This window comes from Myxococcales bacterium, assembly GCA_016703425.1.
GTDB lineage: Bacteria > Myxococcota_A > Polyangia > Polyangiales > Polyangiaceae > JADJCA01.
The window spans coordinates 111,521-125,890 of sequence record JADJCA010000013.1 but is presented as its reverse complement, the minus strand read 5'-3'; the positions used below and the strand labels follow the sequence as shown (position 1 = coordinate 125,890).

Here is a 14,370-nt window from a genome sequence, read left to right as displayed (position 1 = left end):
TTGAGCTAATCGCGGCGGATTCCGCTTATATAGCTCCCTGTTGCGCGCCCAACGGCCCCTGGCCGCCTCGGGCTGGCGTCTCCGGAGGCGGGTCGATGAACGCTCGATTGATTTCCCGGTGCTGTGTCGTCGTTTGGATGTGCGCCCTTGGCGCGTGCGGGGCGAAGAAGCCTCAAGAGCCGCTCACGCCCACGGTCGTCGCCGATGCCGGCGCGCCGCCGACGCCCGAGCCCGAGCCCGCGCCGAAGACGCTCTACGACCGCCTCGGCGGGAAGGAGGGGGTGGCCGCGGTGGTCGAGTCTCTCGTCAAGTACGTGGCGACCGACCCTCAGCTAAAGAAGGTCTTCGCTAAGACGACGGGCCCGAAGCTCGACGCCTTCAAGAAGAACCTGGCCGACCAGCTCTGCGAGGCCACCGACGGCGGCTGCAAGTACCAGGGCAAGGAGATGAAGGCGGCGCACACGGGCATGGGCATCACGGAAGCCCAGTGGGACAAGTTTGTCTCGATGCTAACGGCCGCGCTCAACGAGCAGAAGGTCGCCGACAACGAGCAAAGTGAGCTCCTAGCCAAGCTGGCTCCCATGAAGGACCTCATCGTCGCTGCCAAGAAGAAGTGAAGGACGCCGCCGACGCCATCCTTAGGCCCGAGCAGGCTCGCTATCTCGCGAGCCTCGAGCGACCGCGGGACGAGCTGCTCACGCGCATGGAGGCCTACGCCGCCGAGCATCGGCAGCCCATCAGCGATCCCGAGGTCGCGAACTTCCTCTCCTTGGTGGCGCGCCTCAGGCAGCCCGCGCTGGTCGTGGAGCTCGGCACCAACATCGGATATGGCGCCATCGTCCTCGCGCGCGCAGCGCCGGCGGCGCGCGTCGTGACCGTCGAGCACTCGCCGTCGTTGTGCGCGCTCGCTCGCTCGAACGTCCGCGAAGCGGGGCTCGACTCGCGCGTAACCGTGGTCGAAGGGCTCGCACTGGCCGAGCTCGAACGCTTCGCCCCCGAGAGCATCGACTTCGCGTACGTCGATTGCGTCAAGGAAGAGTACGTCGACTACCTAGCGGCGCTGGCGCCACGCCTGTCACTGGGCGGCGTGCTCGTCGCCGACAACGTCCTCTGGAAGGGCCATGTGGCGGCCGCCGAGGTGCCGGAAGGCGAGCGCAAACGCACCGCCGCGCTCCGGTCGTTCAACGCCGCGCTCGTCGCGCACGCGCGCCTCTCGGCGGCGATCTTGCCGTTCGGTGACGGCGTCGCCTTCGCCGTCAAGACCGCTTCCTGACGGCTCTCCGACACGGTCCCAAGGGTTGAGGCGTCAGGCGGTCGCCGTCGTCACCGTCGGCGCGGCATCACCGGGCTCCGGCGGCTCTTCGACGACGCGCTTGTAGTCGCACTCTTTGTTGGCGCACACAATCATCGGCTTGGCCTTGTTGCCGCCCATGACGAGGTACGGATTCTCGCACTGCGGGCAGTGCTCGGCGATGGGCCGCTGCCAGAGCTTGAAGTCGCACTTGATGGTCTCGTTGTTCCAGTTGGAGCAACCGAAGAACGAGCGACCGCCCTTCTTGCGAGAGCGCACCTCGATGAGGTCGCCGGCGCACTTGGGGCAGGGGACGCCCAAGGGAACGGGCTTCGCGTTCTTGCAAACGGGGTACCCCGTGCACGACAAGAACTCGCCGTAGCGGCCCATGCGAATGACCATGGGCTTGCCGCACTTGTCGCAGAGGATGCCGGTCTCTTTGGGCACGAGCACCGTGCCGTCGGCGGCGAGGTCGCGCTTGTTCTCGCATTTCGGGTAGTTCGAGCAGCTCAAGAACCAGCCGTTGCGTGACCACTTCCTCATCATGGTCCCGGTGCCACACGTCTCGCACGTCTCGTCGGTCGGGATCGGGTCGGGCGCCCAACGCTTGCCCTTTTGAACGGCGTCGAGCTGCGTCCGGAACTTCTTGTAGAAGCGCGAGAGCAGATCGACGCGCTCTTCCTTGCCGGCGCCGACCTCGTCGAGTTCCGCTTCCATGCCCGACGTGAAGGCCGGGTCCATGAAGTCGAGGTGGCTGCCGACGAGGCCGTCAACAACGACCTTGCCGAGGTCCGTGGGCCGGAAGCGATTGCCGTCGAGCTTCTCGACGTAGTCGCGCGCCTGCACCTTGCTGATGATCTCGGCGTAGGTGCTGGGGCGACCGATGCCGCGCTTCTCGAGCTCGCGCACGAGCGAGCCTTCGTTGTAGCGGGGGGGCGGCTGCGTGAACTTCTGCTCCGTGACGACGCCCGGCGGATCGACGACGGCGAGCGGCTGGTTCTCCGAGAGCTCCGGCAAGGTCGCGTTCTCTTCGTCTTGCCCGGCGCGGGGCTTGTCTTCTTCCGTCGCCGGCTCTTGCGTTTCCTCTTCGCCAGCCTGCGGCGTCGACGTCGTCTCACCGTGGGCTGCGAGCCAACCGGGGAACTTGAGCGTGCGGCCGCTAGCGCGGAGGCCGTAGACCCGATCCTTGCCATCGACTTGGCTCTTGGCCTCGATGTCGGCGCTCGTCTGATCGTAGAGGGCGTCAGCCATTTGGCTCGCGACGAAGCGGTCCCAAATGAGTTTGTAGATCTTGAATTGCTCGTCCTTGAGGTGCTTGCGCACCGCCGTCGGCGACAGGTCGAGGCTCGTCGGGCGGATGGCTTCGTGGGCCTCCTGCGCGTTCTTCTTCGACTTGAACTCGTTGGGCTTCGCGGGGACGTGATCGGCGCCGAAGGACTGCGCGATGTACTCGCGGACGGCGGTGATGGCCTCCGGTGAGACGCGAGTCGAGTCGGTACGCATGTACGTGATGAGACCGACGGGGCCGCCGTCTTTTCCGAGGTCGACGCCTTCGTAGAGCCCCTGCGCGACCTGCATCGTGCGCTTGGCGCCGAAGCTGAGCCGATTGACCGCGTCTTGTTGCAGCTTGCTCGTGGTGTAGGGCGCTGGCGCGCGCCGCTTGCGCTCGCTCTTGGTGACCTTGGCGACGCGGAAGGTGGCTGAGGTGAGGCCTGCGCGGACGTCGGCGGCGCCAGCGGCGTTGACGACCTCGAGCTTCTTGCCGCCCTCGGACACGAGGCGCCCCAAGAACGCCGCCTTGCGACCGTCGGTCTTCTTGTCGGCCGGCGTGAGCATCACGCCGCAGTTCCAATACTCTTCCGGCACGAAGGCATCGATCTCGCGCTCGCGGTCGACGATGAGTCGAAGCGCCACGCTCTGAACGCGCCCCGCCGAGAGACCGAAGGCGACCTTCGTCCAAACGAGCTTCGAGACGTCGTAGCCGACGATGCGATCGAGGACGCGCCTCGCGCGCTGCGCGTCGTAGAGGTGCTTGTCGAGGGCGCGCGGGTGATCGATGCCGCGCTGCACGCCGGACTTCGTGATCTCGTGGAACTCGACGCGCTGGGTCCTCTTCTGCTTGCTGCCGAGCTCTTCGGCGAGGTGCCACGCGATGGCTTCGCCTTCGCGATCGGGGTCGGTCGCGAGGAGGATTTCGTCCGCTTCTTTGGCGGCGCCCTTCAGCTCCGCGAGGACCTTCGCCTTGCCTTCGATGACCTCGTAGGTCTCTTCGAAGCCCTTCTCGATGTCGATCCCCATCTTCTTGGGGAGATCTTTGACGTGTCCCTTTGAGGCGAGGACCTCGTAGCCGGCCCCCAAGTATTTCTTGATGGTCTTGGCCTTCGCCGGCGACTCCACGACGACGAGCGTCTTGGTGCTCGGCGCCTTCTTGGCTCCATCGGCGGAGCGCTTGGCCTTCGCCTTGGGCGTCGACTCTTGTTCGGGCGCTTCGGCTTTCGCTTCGGCTTTGGCTGCGCTCTTACGCATGAGTGGGTCGACGTCGCGAATGTGTGGGATGAAGTGGTCTGTTTACCGACAAAGGCGGTAACGCCCGTCAGGACCGTCTACTACTACGGAGTCCAAGGAGAGCGTCAAGAGGGCTCGATGGACCGCCGCCACGCTACCACCGCACGCGGAGACGAGATCATCGGGATGCCGAGGCCCGCTCACGAGGGCCAGGATGAGCGATTGCTCGGTGGGATCCTGGCGGGGCGGCAGGGAGCCGAGCGGGCCGCTTTCTGCGAAAACGTCGAGGCCGAGGGACCGGAAGAGCGGCTCGAGACTGTAGAGCGGCCGCGCGCCTCCGCCAAGGGCAGCCACGGCGGCCACGCCGCGCACCCACGGAACGGGGGGAACGACCCATAGCGGGCATTGGCGCTTTTTCGCGTGGCCCATCGTGTTTTGGGTGCCGGAGCCGAACTCGGGCGCCTGCGTGACGATGACCGCGTCGGCGAGCCCAACGAGCACTTCGTTTCGTTTGGTGAAGGTGCCCAGGCCGCTCTTCTGGTTCGGCGCGTAAGGCCACACGAGGGCGCCGCCCGCTTGTGCGATGCGGCCGAAGAGCGCGCGATGCTCCGTCGGCGAGACGTGGTCGGCGCCGCACGGCAAGACGGCCCACGAAACGCCGCCCGCATCGAGCGCCCCTTCGTGCGCAGCCCGATCGACGCCGCGCGCTCCGCCCGACGCGACGACGATGCCCCGCCGTGCGCATTCGCCCGCGATGAAGCGCGTGCCTTCGAGAATCCCGGGGCACGGATCGCGCGGACCTACGATGGCAACGACACGCTCCGCCTCCAGCGAGCCTTCGACGGACACGTCACGGAGGCGCGGCCCGCGACGCAGGCGCTCGGGCCAATCGGCGAAGGACGCGCCCACAAAATGCACTCGGAGCGACACGCACACCAATCGGCGGCGGTCGCTCCGAAGTTGCGTCGTTAGACCTATTTGTTCTTCGAGAAGACCTGGACGCCGAACTGGCCGCCGCCGTTCTTGGCGTGGATGTCGAGCTTGTACTGGAGCGGGAAGGGCGTCAGCGGGCAGGTCGGGTTGGAGCCCTTGCCAATCACCGCCGTGTTGCTCGCGGTGCCGTCTTGCCCGGCCACGAGGTTGTAGAGCGGCGGCGCGAGGAGACGCAGATCGAGATCCTTGATCTGACCCGCCGGCGAGAAGCCGATGATCGTGTAGCACTTGCCACCGGCCAGCGTGATGAGCATCTCCTTGTGCCCGTCGGCGGGGAGCTGGTCTTTCGCCATCTGGCCTTCCGGCGACATGTTGGGCGCCGACTTCGCGGCCTCCGCGCGGATCCCGGACTCAACGGGATCGCCGCCCAAGGCGCCGCCGACGCCGCCGGGCGCCATCATGGCCGCACCGGCCGCCGCGATCTGCCCGAGCATGTTCGGATCGATGGGGATGCCCGCGATGTTCGTCGGCTGCGCCGGTTGACCGGGCTGAGCGCCCGGCTGCGGTTGCATGCCGGGTTGCGGTTGCATGCCCGGCTGGGGCTGCATGCCCGGCTGACCCGCCATCGGCTGCTGCGGGTAGGCCCCCGGCTGGCCTTGTTGCGGGTACGCGCCCGGCTGGCCCTGCTGCGGGTATGCGCCCGGCTGCCCCGGCTGCGGGTAACCCGGGTAAGCGCCTTGCGGGGTGTCCGCGGGCTTCTTGTCGCCGCCTCCACAGCCGAGGGCGAGCGCGCCCAGCGTCAAAGCCACCGCGGAAACCAAACGGGAAGAAATCGCCATGATGATCAATGCCTCCTCATGCACGCACCCGATGGACGCGCGAGCCCACACATCGGTCTGCCGAGGTGCGAGCGGACACACGTTACCCCGAAGAACGTCTCGGGAAAACCGCGAAAACCGGGGCTCACCTCACGACAACGCGGCGGACGCGCCGACCTTACACCGCTATTGGCGAACGAACTTGAACGGGATGTTCACGGTGGTCGTTCCGCTCGAGGCCGGGAACTTCCAGTTGTGCACCTGGTTTTCGATGCACTTTGCAACGGTCGGCTCGTTGCCGTCGGCGCGGACGTTCTGCACCTGACCGGTCGACGCGACCGTTACCTCGGCGTTGATGTTGACCGACGAGATCTGCGAGTTGGCGCGCTCCCAACACGTGCGCTTCACCCCAGGCGCATAGCTGCGAACCGTCGACTCGATCGCGGCGGCGTCGAGCGCGCTGGTGGGCTTCTGAGTCGACTGGCCCGGGCGCGTGTCGGGGCCGCCGCTACCGCCGAGGAGGCCACCGACGTCGATCTTTCCCGGTCCGGGCTGCGGCGCCGTCGTTGGTGCGGGGGTCTTGCCCACCTGTGCCACGGCGCCGGTCTTTGACGCCGGAGTCTTCTCGGGCGTCTTCTCCGTGGGCGCGACCTCGGGCGTCTGCGCCGTGCTCATCGGCGTTGCCGTGGGGCCCATGGGCACCGGCACTGTGATGACCTTCACTTCGGGCGCCTGCGGAGCCGGCTTGAAGAACAAGAAGGCCGCGGTGACGCCGAAGGCGATAAACGCGAGGATCATCCCGATGACGATCGGATTGACGGGCGCCTTCCGAGCGGGCGGCTGAGCGAGGCTTGAGAGCTGCGCGTCGACGGCTGCCGTGGCCACCGCTGGGCCCGGCATCGCGAAGGGGCTCGACCCGGCGACCGGCTGCGATGCGTAGACAGCGGCTGGCGGGGGCGTCGGCGCGAGCGGCGCGCCCGGCACCGCGAACGGATCCGCCGTGACGAGCGACGGACGCTCGGCGAAGTGCGCCGGCGCAGGAGCCGGTGGCGCGGGGAACGCCGACGGCGCCAAGTCTTCGTCGACGTCGATGTCTTCGAGCTCGTCGCGCTTCTCGGCGGTGGCGAGGCGTCCGGTGAACGGCACGACGTTGCTTCGCGCGGCGAGCGGCTGACCGTGGCGGTCCGGGGAGTTGCTTCGCTCCGGGGGACGCGGCTCCGGCGCGCGAGGCGCTTGCGGCCGCGCCGGCGCGCGCGGCGGGATCGATGGAGCCGGCGGCGGGTTGCTCGGTCGCACGTCGACCGGCGGCGGCGTCGCGAGCGATGGCCTTCCGCTGCTCATCGCCTCACGCACGATCTCCGCGAGCTCAGTGACGGAACGAACGGGGCGCCACTCCTCGAGGCCTTCGCGCCAAACGAGCGAGTCTTCGTTGATGGCGCCGTTGGCGGCCTTGCGACGCAGCTCCGAGATGCGGATGGGCCCGACGGGGACGCCGTTGATGGCCGCGTACCAGCCGTTGGTCGCCGCCGAGTCGAGCATGTCGAGCGAGGCCGTGCTCTCGGGCGCGTCTTGCCGAACCTTGCGCTGGAACGCGCCAGCGAGCGCGTCAGGTTTTCCCTTGGGCGGCGGTGGGCGGCCGGTGAGGCTCGTGGCCAGCTTGGCGGCGGGCTTCGGCGGCGCCTTCTTCGCGCCGTCTTCCTGCGGCAGCCCCTGCGCCACGCTCGTCTCGGTGACGTCGGCGCTAACCTCGATCATGAAGCCGCATTTGCGGCATTTCATGCGAACCGTCTTGCCGGCGACCTTGTCGTCGGCAATCTGGTATTTCGCCTTGCATTGTTCGCAGAGGAACTTCACGGCGGTTCGACGGGAAAGTGTAGCCCACGGGGGCCGATGGGGGCGACAACGATTTGCAGAGCGGGCCCGTTCCGCCGGTTGCCGCGGCGGTGAACGTGATGAGCCCCTCGAGTCGGACTCTCATCGGGGCGTCTACCTTGGGCGGAAATGTCGAGGAGGCTCCCTCGCCGACCCGTCAGCCCCCTTCGCTCATGCGCGCCAAAAGGGAGCGCTTGTACTCGGCGTAACGCTCCCGCTCGATGGCTTTGCGGGCCCCTGCCACGAGCTCGCCGTAGAAGTGGAGGTTGTGGACCGTAAGGAGCCGCAGCGCCAGGATTTCTCCCGCCAGGAACAGGTGCCTCAGGTAGCCCCTCGCGAAGCCGCCGGCGCACGCGGGGCAGCCACACTTTGGGTCGAGAGGCGAGGCGTCGAGGCGGTAGCGCGCCTGCTTGATGACGACCTTGCCGAACTGGGTGAGCGCCTGCCCGTTGCGGGCGTTACGCGTCGGAAGCACGCAGTCGAACATGTCGATGCCCCGCTCGATGCACTCGAGCAGATCGCTCGGGGTGCCCACGCCCATGAGGTACCGCGGGCGCTCGGCATCGAGCGTGTGCGCAACCTCCGACAGCGTTTCCAGCATCTTCGGGATGGGCTCGCCGACGGAGAAACCGCCCAGGGCCAAGCCGTCGAAGCCCGGGTCGAGGGCGGCCAGCTCCGCCGCGTGCGCCCGGCGAAGATCGGTGAAACATGCACCTTGCACGATTCCGAAGAGGGCCTGGGCCTCGGGCCGCGGCGCGGCGAGGGCGCGCTTTGCCCAGCGCGTCGTGCGGGCTACGGCCTCTTCGACCTCGCGGCGCGGGGCCTGCCCCGGCGGGCAGATGTCGAGCTGCATTTGGATGTCGGCGCCAATGGCGCCTTGGATGCGCACGGCCTCTTCCGGTGACAAGTGCAAGAGGTTGCCGTCGAGGTGCGAGCGAAACGAGAAGCCGTCTTCGGTGGTCTTGCGGAGCTTCGCGAGGGAGAACGCCTGAAAGCCGCCCGAGTCGGTGAGCATCGCGTGGGGCCACTTGGTGAAGCGATGAAGGCCGCCGAAATGCGCGAGCGCGTCGGGCCCTGGACGTTGCCACAGGTGGTAGGTGTTGCCGAGGACGATGCGGGCTCCCGTTGCCGCCACCTCGTCGGGGGTGAGTGTCTTGACGCTGCCCTGGGTTCCTACGGGCATGAAGGTCGGCAGGTCGACGTCGCCGTGCGGCGTCGTGAGCACCGAGCGGCGCGCGTGGCCGTCTTGGTGGGTGACGCGAAAAGAGAAGCCTGGCGTGCGGGGTTTCATGGTGTCCGGGGCTCCCGAGCCACAAGCATCGCATCTCCGTAGGAGAAGAAGCGATAGCGGTCGCGAACGCAGGCGGCGTAGGCCTCGAGGATCCGCTCGGTGCCCGCGAAGGCGCAGACCATCGCCAGCAGCGTCGAGCGCGGCAAGTGGAAGTTGGTGAGCAGCCGATCGACGACGCGGAAGCGATACCCAGGCTGAATCAAGAGGCGCGTTTCACCGGCCTGCGGCACGACGAGGCCTGGGCGCTCCCGGTCCGCGGCGCTCTCGAGGGCGCGAGCCACCGTCGTGCCGACGGCCACGACGGGCGCACCGCGCTTGCGGGCGGCGGCGATGGCGTGCGCCGTGGCCTCGCTGACCTCAAAGAACTCTGCGTGCATCGGATGGTCGTCGAGGTCTTCGGCTGTCACCGGCTGAAACGTGCCGAGCCCCACGTGGAGCGTGATGGCCGTTTGCGCGGCACCGCGCGCCATGAGCCTCGCGAGCAACGCGTCGGTCAGGTGCAAGCCGGCCGTCGGCGCGGCGACGGCGCCGTCGACCCGCGCGAAGACCGTTTGGTAGCGCGCCGCGTCGTCGGCGTCGTCGCCGCGCGCGATGTAAGGCGGGAGTGGCACGTGGCCGAGGGCGTGCACGAGCTCGCGAACGGAGCGGCCGTCGCCGCTCTCGAGCTCGACGTCGAGCGTGCCGTCGTCGTGCCGCGTGAGCACGCGCACCGTGAGCGCGCCGACTTCGATCTCCGTGTCGGGCCGGAGCGTCTTCGAGGCGCGGCCGAGGGCTCTCCACCGCTCGCCGCGCCCCGTCGAGCCCTCTTGGCGTACCAAGAAGATCTCGACCTTGCCGCCGCTCGGGCGACGGTGACCCAAGAGCCGCGCCGGTACGACCCTCGTGTCGTTGACCACGAGGAGCGCGCCATCCGGCAAGAGCTCCGGTAGCTCGCGGACAACGTGATGCTCGAGCGCGTGGGGAAGTACCACGCAGAGGCGCGCGGACTCGCGCTCCGCGGCGGGCCTCTGCGCGATGAGCTCCTCGGGCAGCTCGTAGGTGAACGCGTCGACGCGCACGGGGTCGTATACCGCGAATCGCGGCTTGCGCGCGCGTGCACTTTGGGCCCAGCCAGAGGCGCGCGGCGCCTTGCGTTACTCGCGCGAGGCCGGGCGTGTCAGCATGCGCGCCGACGACGGCGGCGGAGCCGGCGGCTCCGAGTAGAGCCGGCGCAGGAGCGTGACCAACGCGGGCAAGTCGCAAGGCTTGGGCACGAACCCCACGATGGCCTGGCACCCGCTCCGCTCGATTTGCGCGTCGCTCAGCGGGTAACCGCTCGTGAGGACCACCTTCGTGCCAGGGTGCACAGCCTCAAGCTCGCGCGCGAGCTCGAGGCCGCTCTTGCCCTTCATGCGCAGATCGCAGACGACGACGCGTGCCGGCGCGACCCGCAACATGGCGAGCGCCGCCTGCGGGCCGACGGCGGCCGTCGCGTCGAGCCCCTCGAGGCGCAGGCTCAAGGCCAGCGTGTGGGCTTGGCTCTCGTCATCGTCGACCACCAAGAACGCCGCCATGCCCGCTCCTTAGCAACGACAGTGCCGGCCCGACCGAGCGGTAACCATACACTTCTGGGGCGGCTCACCGTTCAGGTCTGCGTAGTACCTTTCAAGGTTGAAAGGAGCGCGGGCCCGCTTAGCGGGCGTCGAAGGTCACGCCGTGACGGGTCATCTTGCGCCAAAGCGTCGTGGGCGAGATCTCAAGGAACTCGGCGGCCTTCTCCCGGTTGCCGTCGGCGTCGCGGAGGGCCGCTTCGATGGCTGTCCGCTCGGCGCTGTCGACGACCTCGGCGAGCGTGCGGCCCGAACTCGCGCGGGGCGGATTGGCCTGCGGCGGCAAGAGGTCGTCCGCTTTGATGACGCCGTTTTGGATTAGCGCGACGGCCTGCTCGATCATGTGCTCGAGTTCACGGATGTTTCCCGGGAAGTCGTAGCGCTGGAACGCTTCAAGCACGCCTTCGTCGAGGCGCGCTTTGAAGCCGGTCTTCTTGTTGTACTTGTCGAGGAAGAGCTGCGTGAGGTCGGCCAGGTCCTCACGGCGCTCACGGAGCGGCTTCAGGTGGAATCGCGCGACGTTGAGTCGGTAGTAGAGATCTTGGCGGAAACGCTTCTCGGCAACGGCCGTCATGAGGTCTTGGTTCGTCGCCGCGATCATCCTGACATCGACCTTCACCGGCTTGTTCTCACCGACGCGGCGGATCTCTTTCTCCTGAATGACGCGGAGCAGCTTGGCCTGGAACGAGACCGGTGTCTCGGCGATCTCGTCGAAGAAGAACGTCCCGCCGTCGGCCTCCTCGAAGAGACCCTTGCGCGCCGATACGGCGCCCGTGAAGGCGCCGCGCGCGTGGCCGAAGAGCTCGCTCTCGAGGAGCGTCTCGCTGATGGCGGCGCAGTTCACGGGGACGAACATGCGGTGTGCACGTTTTGAGTTGGCGTGAATGGCCTTCGCCACCAGCTCCTTTCCGGTGCCGCTCTCTCCCGTGATGAGGACGGTCGCGTCGGTTGGGGCGATTCGTACGATGCGGCCGAGCAGCTCGCGAATCTCCTGCGAACGGCCCACGATGTTCTCGAACTTGTAGCGATCGCGGAACTCGCTCGCGAGGAGCGCGACCTCGCCGGCGAGGCGGCGTCGCTCGAGGGCCTTCTCGATTTTGACGAGCAGCTCTTCTTCGGTGAACGGCTTCTGGATGTAGTCGAAGGCGCCGCGGCGCATCGCTTCGACGGCGCTCTCGATGGTGCCATAGGCCGTCATCACGATGACCTCGGTCATCGGTTGGGTCTCCTTGATGGCCGCCAAGACGGCCATGCCGTCTTTCGCGCCCATGCGCAGATCGGTGAGCACGACGTCGAAGGCCCCGGTGGCTCCCTTTTCGGAGCCCTCGTCGCCGTCGGCCGCTTCGTAGACCTCGTAGCCCAAGCCTCGCAGCATCATGGCGAGCGTCGTGCGCATGTTGCGCTGGTCGTCGACGATGAGAATTTTCGGCATCAGTCCCCCCCCGCATCGGTCGCCGCGGCGCTCTTCGCATCGTCGTTCGGAGCGCCCCGCAACAGCCACGCGTCGATGCGAGCCATGTCGAGCTCGTCGAAGACGAAGGGCGGCCTCTTCGGCATGATGCCAGTGCCGTCGCTCTTTCGGAGGATCACGTGCAGGTACCGGGACGCGACGGGCGTGGTGGTGTCGCCGGGGATGACGAGCTGCGTCTGCTTGTTCGTGATGCCCGCGTAACACTCGTCACGTGAGGTCGGCGGACAGATGTAGCCGCCGCTTGCGATGGCGCCCGGCTGATCGGCGGCGCCATGACAAGCGCCGTCGCCCGCGCAGGTCGCCTGTCCCGTGGCGCCGAAGTAGTCGCGGAAGAGCTCCTCAAACGATGAGCCCGTGGGGCGCGCCGCGGCCCCGTCACCGGCGTCGGTCGCTCGGACCACCGGCGCTGCGCTCGGCGGCGCCGCGGCGTCGAAGCGGTCACCGCCGCCCGACGGCGTCGTCTTCTCGTCGACGCAGGCCGACACCGCGGCGAGCGCCATCATGGAAAAGCCGTAGCTCGCTCGCCTTCGCCGCATGGTCAACTCGGCAGCGTTTCGTTTGGCGCGGGCCACGTCAAGGGACAGGCCGCGTGGGCCCTCGGCGTCATGCGTGCCGACTCAGAACGCGACGCCCAAGAAGAGGCGTACCGTCTGAGCGCTCGACGTGTCCCAGTTAGGCAGGAGAAGCGTCTTTTCGCCGGGGAGGTAGTCGAGGCCTCCGAGCGGGAAGAAGACGCCGTATTGGAGCATCGAGTAGAAGCCCCCGACGCGGTCCGGGTTGTCGTTGAACGAGCCGTCTTTGGCCTGGAAGTAGAGCGACAGGTTGAGCTCGACGCCGAGGTCGCGCCGGTTGCCGGGCGTCTGGGTGTACTCGCTGGCGCGGCTCCAGATGATCGTCGCGATGCCACCGAACTTTTGTCCGTTCGGGTTGCGGAGGAAGTCGTATTCGACGGAGGGGCGGAAGTAATAAGCGCCCTCCACGGCCGACAAGATGCGGCGGAAGAAGATGAGGTCGACCTGGTAGGCCGGGTTCATTCGGAAGGTTGAGATGGCGCCGTCGCCCCAACGCTGCGGGAGACCGGCGCCGCGAGCCGTGAGGCCCTCGACCCAGGGATCGCCGCTCGCCCAACCGAAGCCGAAGGACAACCGAAGCTTGTCTTCGATGGCGCGGAACTCGGTCTGCGTCGCGAGGCCGAACTGACGAATTTTGGCGTTCTGCGCCGATTGGAAGCGCTCGACGGAGCCGTACTTGGCGACGCCCTCGGCTTCGATGCGGAGCTTGTTCCACAGGAGCTGGACCCAGAGGTCCGGCGTGAGGACCTCAAGGCCGCGCCGCTCGAGGCCGTTGTCGGCGGTGGTCGGATCGAAGGCGCGACCGAAGGCGACGTCGAGCAGCTGCTTGCTGTAGGTCGCGTAGACGCCGGTGTTGACGACGACGTTGCCGCGCGCCAGCGCGAGGCGCTGCAAGTCGGGGTTCATGCGGCGCGCGACGAAGGCTGACCACTGGTCGACGTTGACCAGGTTCCCGGCGCTGTAGGGAGAGCCGGCGAGAGCCTCGAGCTGCCGCGTGGGGCCTGAGTTCACGAAGTCCCACGAGCCGCCCAAGTAGAGATCGAGGGCGCGTAGGCCCGTGACGAACTGGATGCGGTCGATGGTGCTTTGGTGATCGTGATCGAGGCCGTTGCCCGCGTTCGCGAGCATGCCAAGACCCCAGTGATCGGGCATGCGGCCGAAGCGGACTTGCCCGACTGGCGTCGCGTATTCGGCCCAGGCGCGCTTCACCTCGATGGAGTTTTGTACGCCGCCGACGCTGCTGAAGGGCGTGCCGAGGACGACGTTGTCGAGCGCATCGACCTGCGACAAGACCCGGAGGTTGTCCGAGATGTGCAGTTCGGGCGTAAGTCGGAAGCGGAGGTTGGCCGTCGCTTGAGACTTGTCGCTGCAGTTGCTCGGGTTCGCCGGGTCGGTTCCGCAGAGCTTCACGGCGTGCTCGACGCCCGCGCGATCGGTGTACGTGTTGTCGAGCGGCTGACCCCAGAGCGCTTGACCCACGTTGTCGTGACGGCCGAGCGAGAAGTTGTGCAGGAGTTCGCCACGCGTTCGGAAGTAGCCGTGCAGCTCGAGCACCGGCCGCGTTCGCCCCCACCAGTCTTCGCTGAAGACCTCCGTGGGGCGCTCGAGGGAGTCGTTCGGGCGCTCGCCGCCCTGCTTCGCCAGATCCTTCGCGTCGACGGCGGGGTCGACGCTCGGCAAGCCGCCAACGAGCGCAGGGCGAGGGGCGCGCACCGCCGCCGGCGGTGATGCAGCCGGAGCGAGCGTCGACGGCGCGGCGGCGGGTGCGGGTGTGCCAGCCGCGCCGCCCGCCGGGGCTGAGCCCGGCGCGGGAGCCGCCGGTGCCGGCGCTGCGTCGGTCGCCTGCGCGAACGCGGAGCTCGCGGAGACCAACACGGCGAGCGCCACGAAAGCGGCGCAGCCACGAGAGATTGCTGCGCGCGAGGGGCGTGCGAAGCGACTTGCCGCGATCCTACCGGACCTACCATCGGGGGCCTTCTAACACGGGCCCGGCCTGCAAGGCGCGCATAAACGTTGGGGTCTTGGGCG

General features: G+C 67.9%; 12 protein-coding genes. 2 read left to right on the top strand and 10 right to left on the bottom strand.

Translation table 11 applies throughout. The features are described from left to right. Positions 1–95 precede the first annotated feature (95 nt). Positions 96–617: a group 1 truncated hemoglobin gene (locus IPG50_25500; GenBank protein MBK6695540.1), complete on the top strand. Its 522-nt coding sequence runs from the start codon at positions 96–98 to the stop codon at positions 615–617. After that, positions 614–1,273 (top strand): O-methyltransferase, encoded by a 660-nt coding sequence (locus IPG50_25495; GenBank protein MBK6695539.1) that lies wholly within the window; start codon positions 614–616, stop codon positions 1,271–1,273. The genes IPG50_25500 and IPG50_25495 overlap by 4 nt, the downstream gene beginning before the upstream one ends. Positions 1,274–1,306: 33 nt before the next feature. On the opposite strand, the gene topA is transcribed toward IPG50_25495, so the two are convergent. The 10 genes from topA to IPG50_25445 all read right to left on the bottom strand — a co-directional run bounded on the left by topA (position 1,307) and on the right by IPG50_25445 (position 14,229). Continuing rightward, the gene (topA, locus tag IPG50_25490) at positions 1,307–3,817 is read right to left on the bottom strand and encodes a type I DNA topoisomerase (protein MBK6695538.1); all 2,511 of its coding nucleotides are present in this window, start codon (positions 3,815–3,817) and stop codon (positions 1,307–1,309) included. A 42-nt stretch (positions 3,818–3,859) separates the two neighbouring features. Further along, positions 3,860–4,726, bottom strand: a complete 867-nt coding sequence (locus tag IPG50_25485; protein ID MBK6695537.1) for a DNA-processing protein DprA — start codon at positions 4,724–4,726, stop codon at positions 3,860–3,862. Between the two features lie 44 nt (positions 4,727–4,770). Beyond that, positions 4,771–5,538: a hypothetical protein gene (locus IPG50_25480; protein ID MBK6695536.1), complete on the bottom strand. Its 768-nt coding sequence runs from the start codon at positions 5,536–5,538 to the stop codon at positions 4,771–4,773. Positions 5,539–5,733: 195 nt separating this feature from the next. Next, positions 5,734–7,401, bottom strand: a complete 1,668-nt coding sequence (locus IPG50_25475; GenBank protein MBK6695535.1) for a zinc-ribbon domain-containing protein — start codon at positions 7,399–7,401, stop codon at positions 5,734–5,736. A 175-nt stretch (positions 7,402–7,576) separates the two neighbouring features. Continuing rightward, positions 7,577–8,710: a tRNA guanosine(34) transglycosylase Tgt gene (tgt, locus tag IPG50_25470; protein ID MBK6695534.1), complete on the bottom strand. Its 1,134-nt coding sequence runs from the start codon at positions 8,708–8,710 to the stop codon at positions 7,577–7,579. Beyond that, on the bottom strand, positions 8,707–9,768 hold the full coding sequence (queA, locus tag IPG50_25465) for a tRNA preQ1(34) S-adenosylmethionine ribosyltransferase-isomerase QueA (GenBank protein MBK6695533.1): 1,062 nt from the start codon (positions 9,766–9,768) through the stop codon (positions 8,707–8,709). The genes tgt and queA overlap by 4 nt, the downstream gene beginning before the upstream one ends. A 75-nt stretch (positions 9,769–9,843) precedes the next feature. Next, positions 9,844–10,263 carry a response regulator gene (locus tag IPG50_25460; GenBank protein MBK6695532.1) on the bottom strand — a complete coding sequence of 140 codons (420 nt, stop codon included), beginning with the start codon at positions 10,261–10,263 and terminating at the stop codon, positions 9,844–9,846. A 118-nt stretch (positions 10,264–10,381) separates the two neighbouring features. Beyond that, the gene (locus tag IPG50_25455) at positions 10,382–11,731 is read right to left on the bottom strand and encodes a sigma-54-dependent Fis family transcriptional regulator (protein MBK6695531.1); all 1,350 of its coding nucleotides are present in this window, start codon (positions 11,729–11,731) and stop codon (positions 10,382–10,384) included. After that, positions 11,731–12,306, bottom strand: coding sequence for a hypothetical protein (locus tag IPG50_25450; protein ID MBK6695530.1), 576 nt, complete (start codon positions 12,304–12,306; stop codon positions 11,731–11,733). The genes IPG50_25455 and IPG50_25450 overlap by 1 nt, the downstream gene beginning before the upstream one ends. Positions 12,307–12,387: 81 nt before the next feature. Further along, the gene (locus IPG50_25445; GenBank protein ID MBK6695529.1) at positions 12,388–14,229 is read right to left on the bottom strand and encodes a TIGR04551 family protein; all 1,842 of its coding nucleotides are present in this window, start codon (positions 14,227–14,229) and stop codon (positions 12,388–12,390) included. Positions 14,230–14,370: the final 141 nt, after the last annotated feature.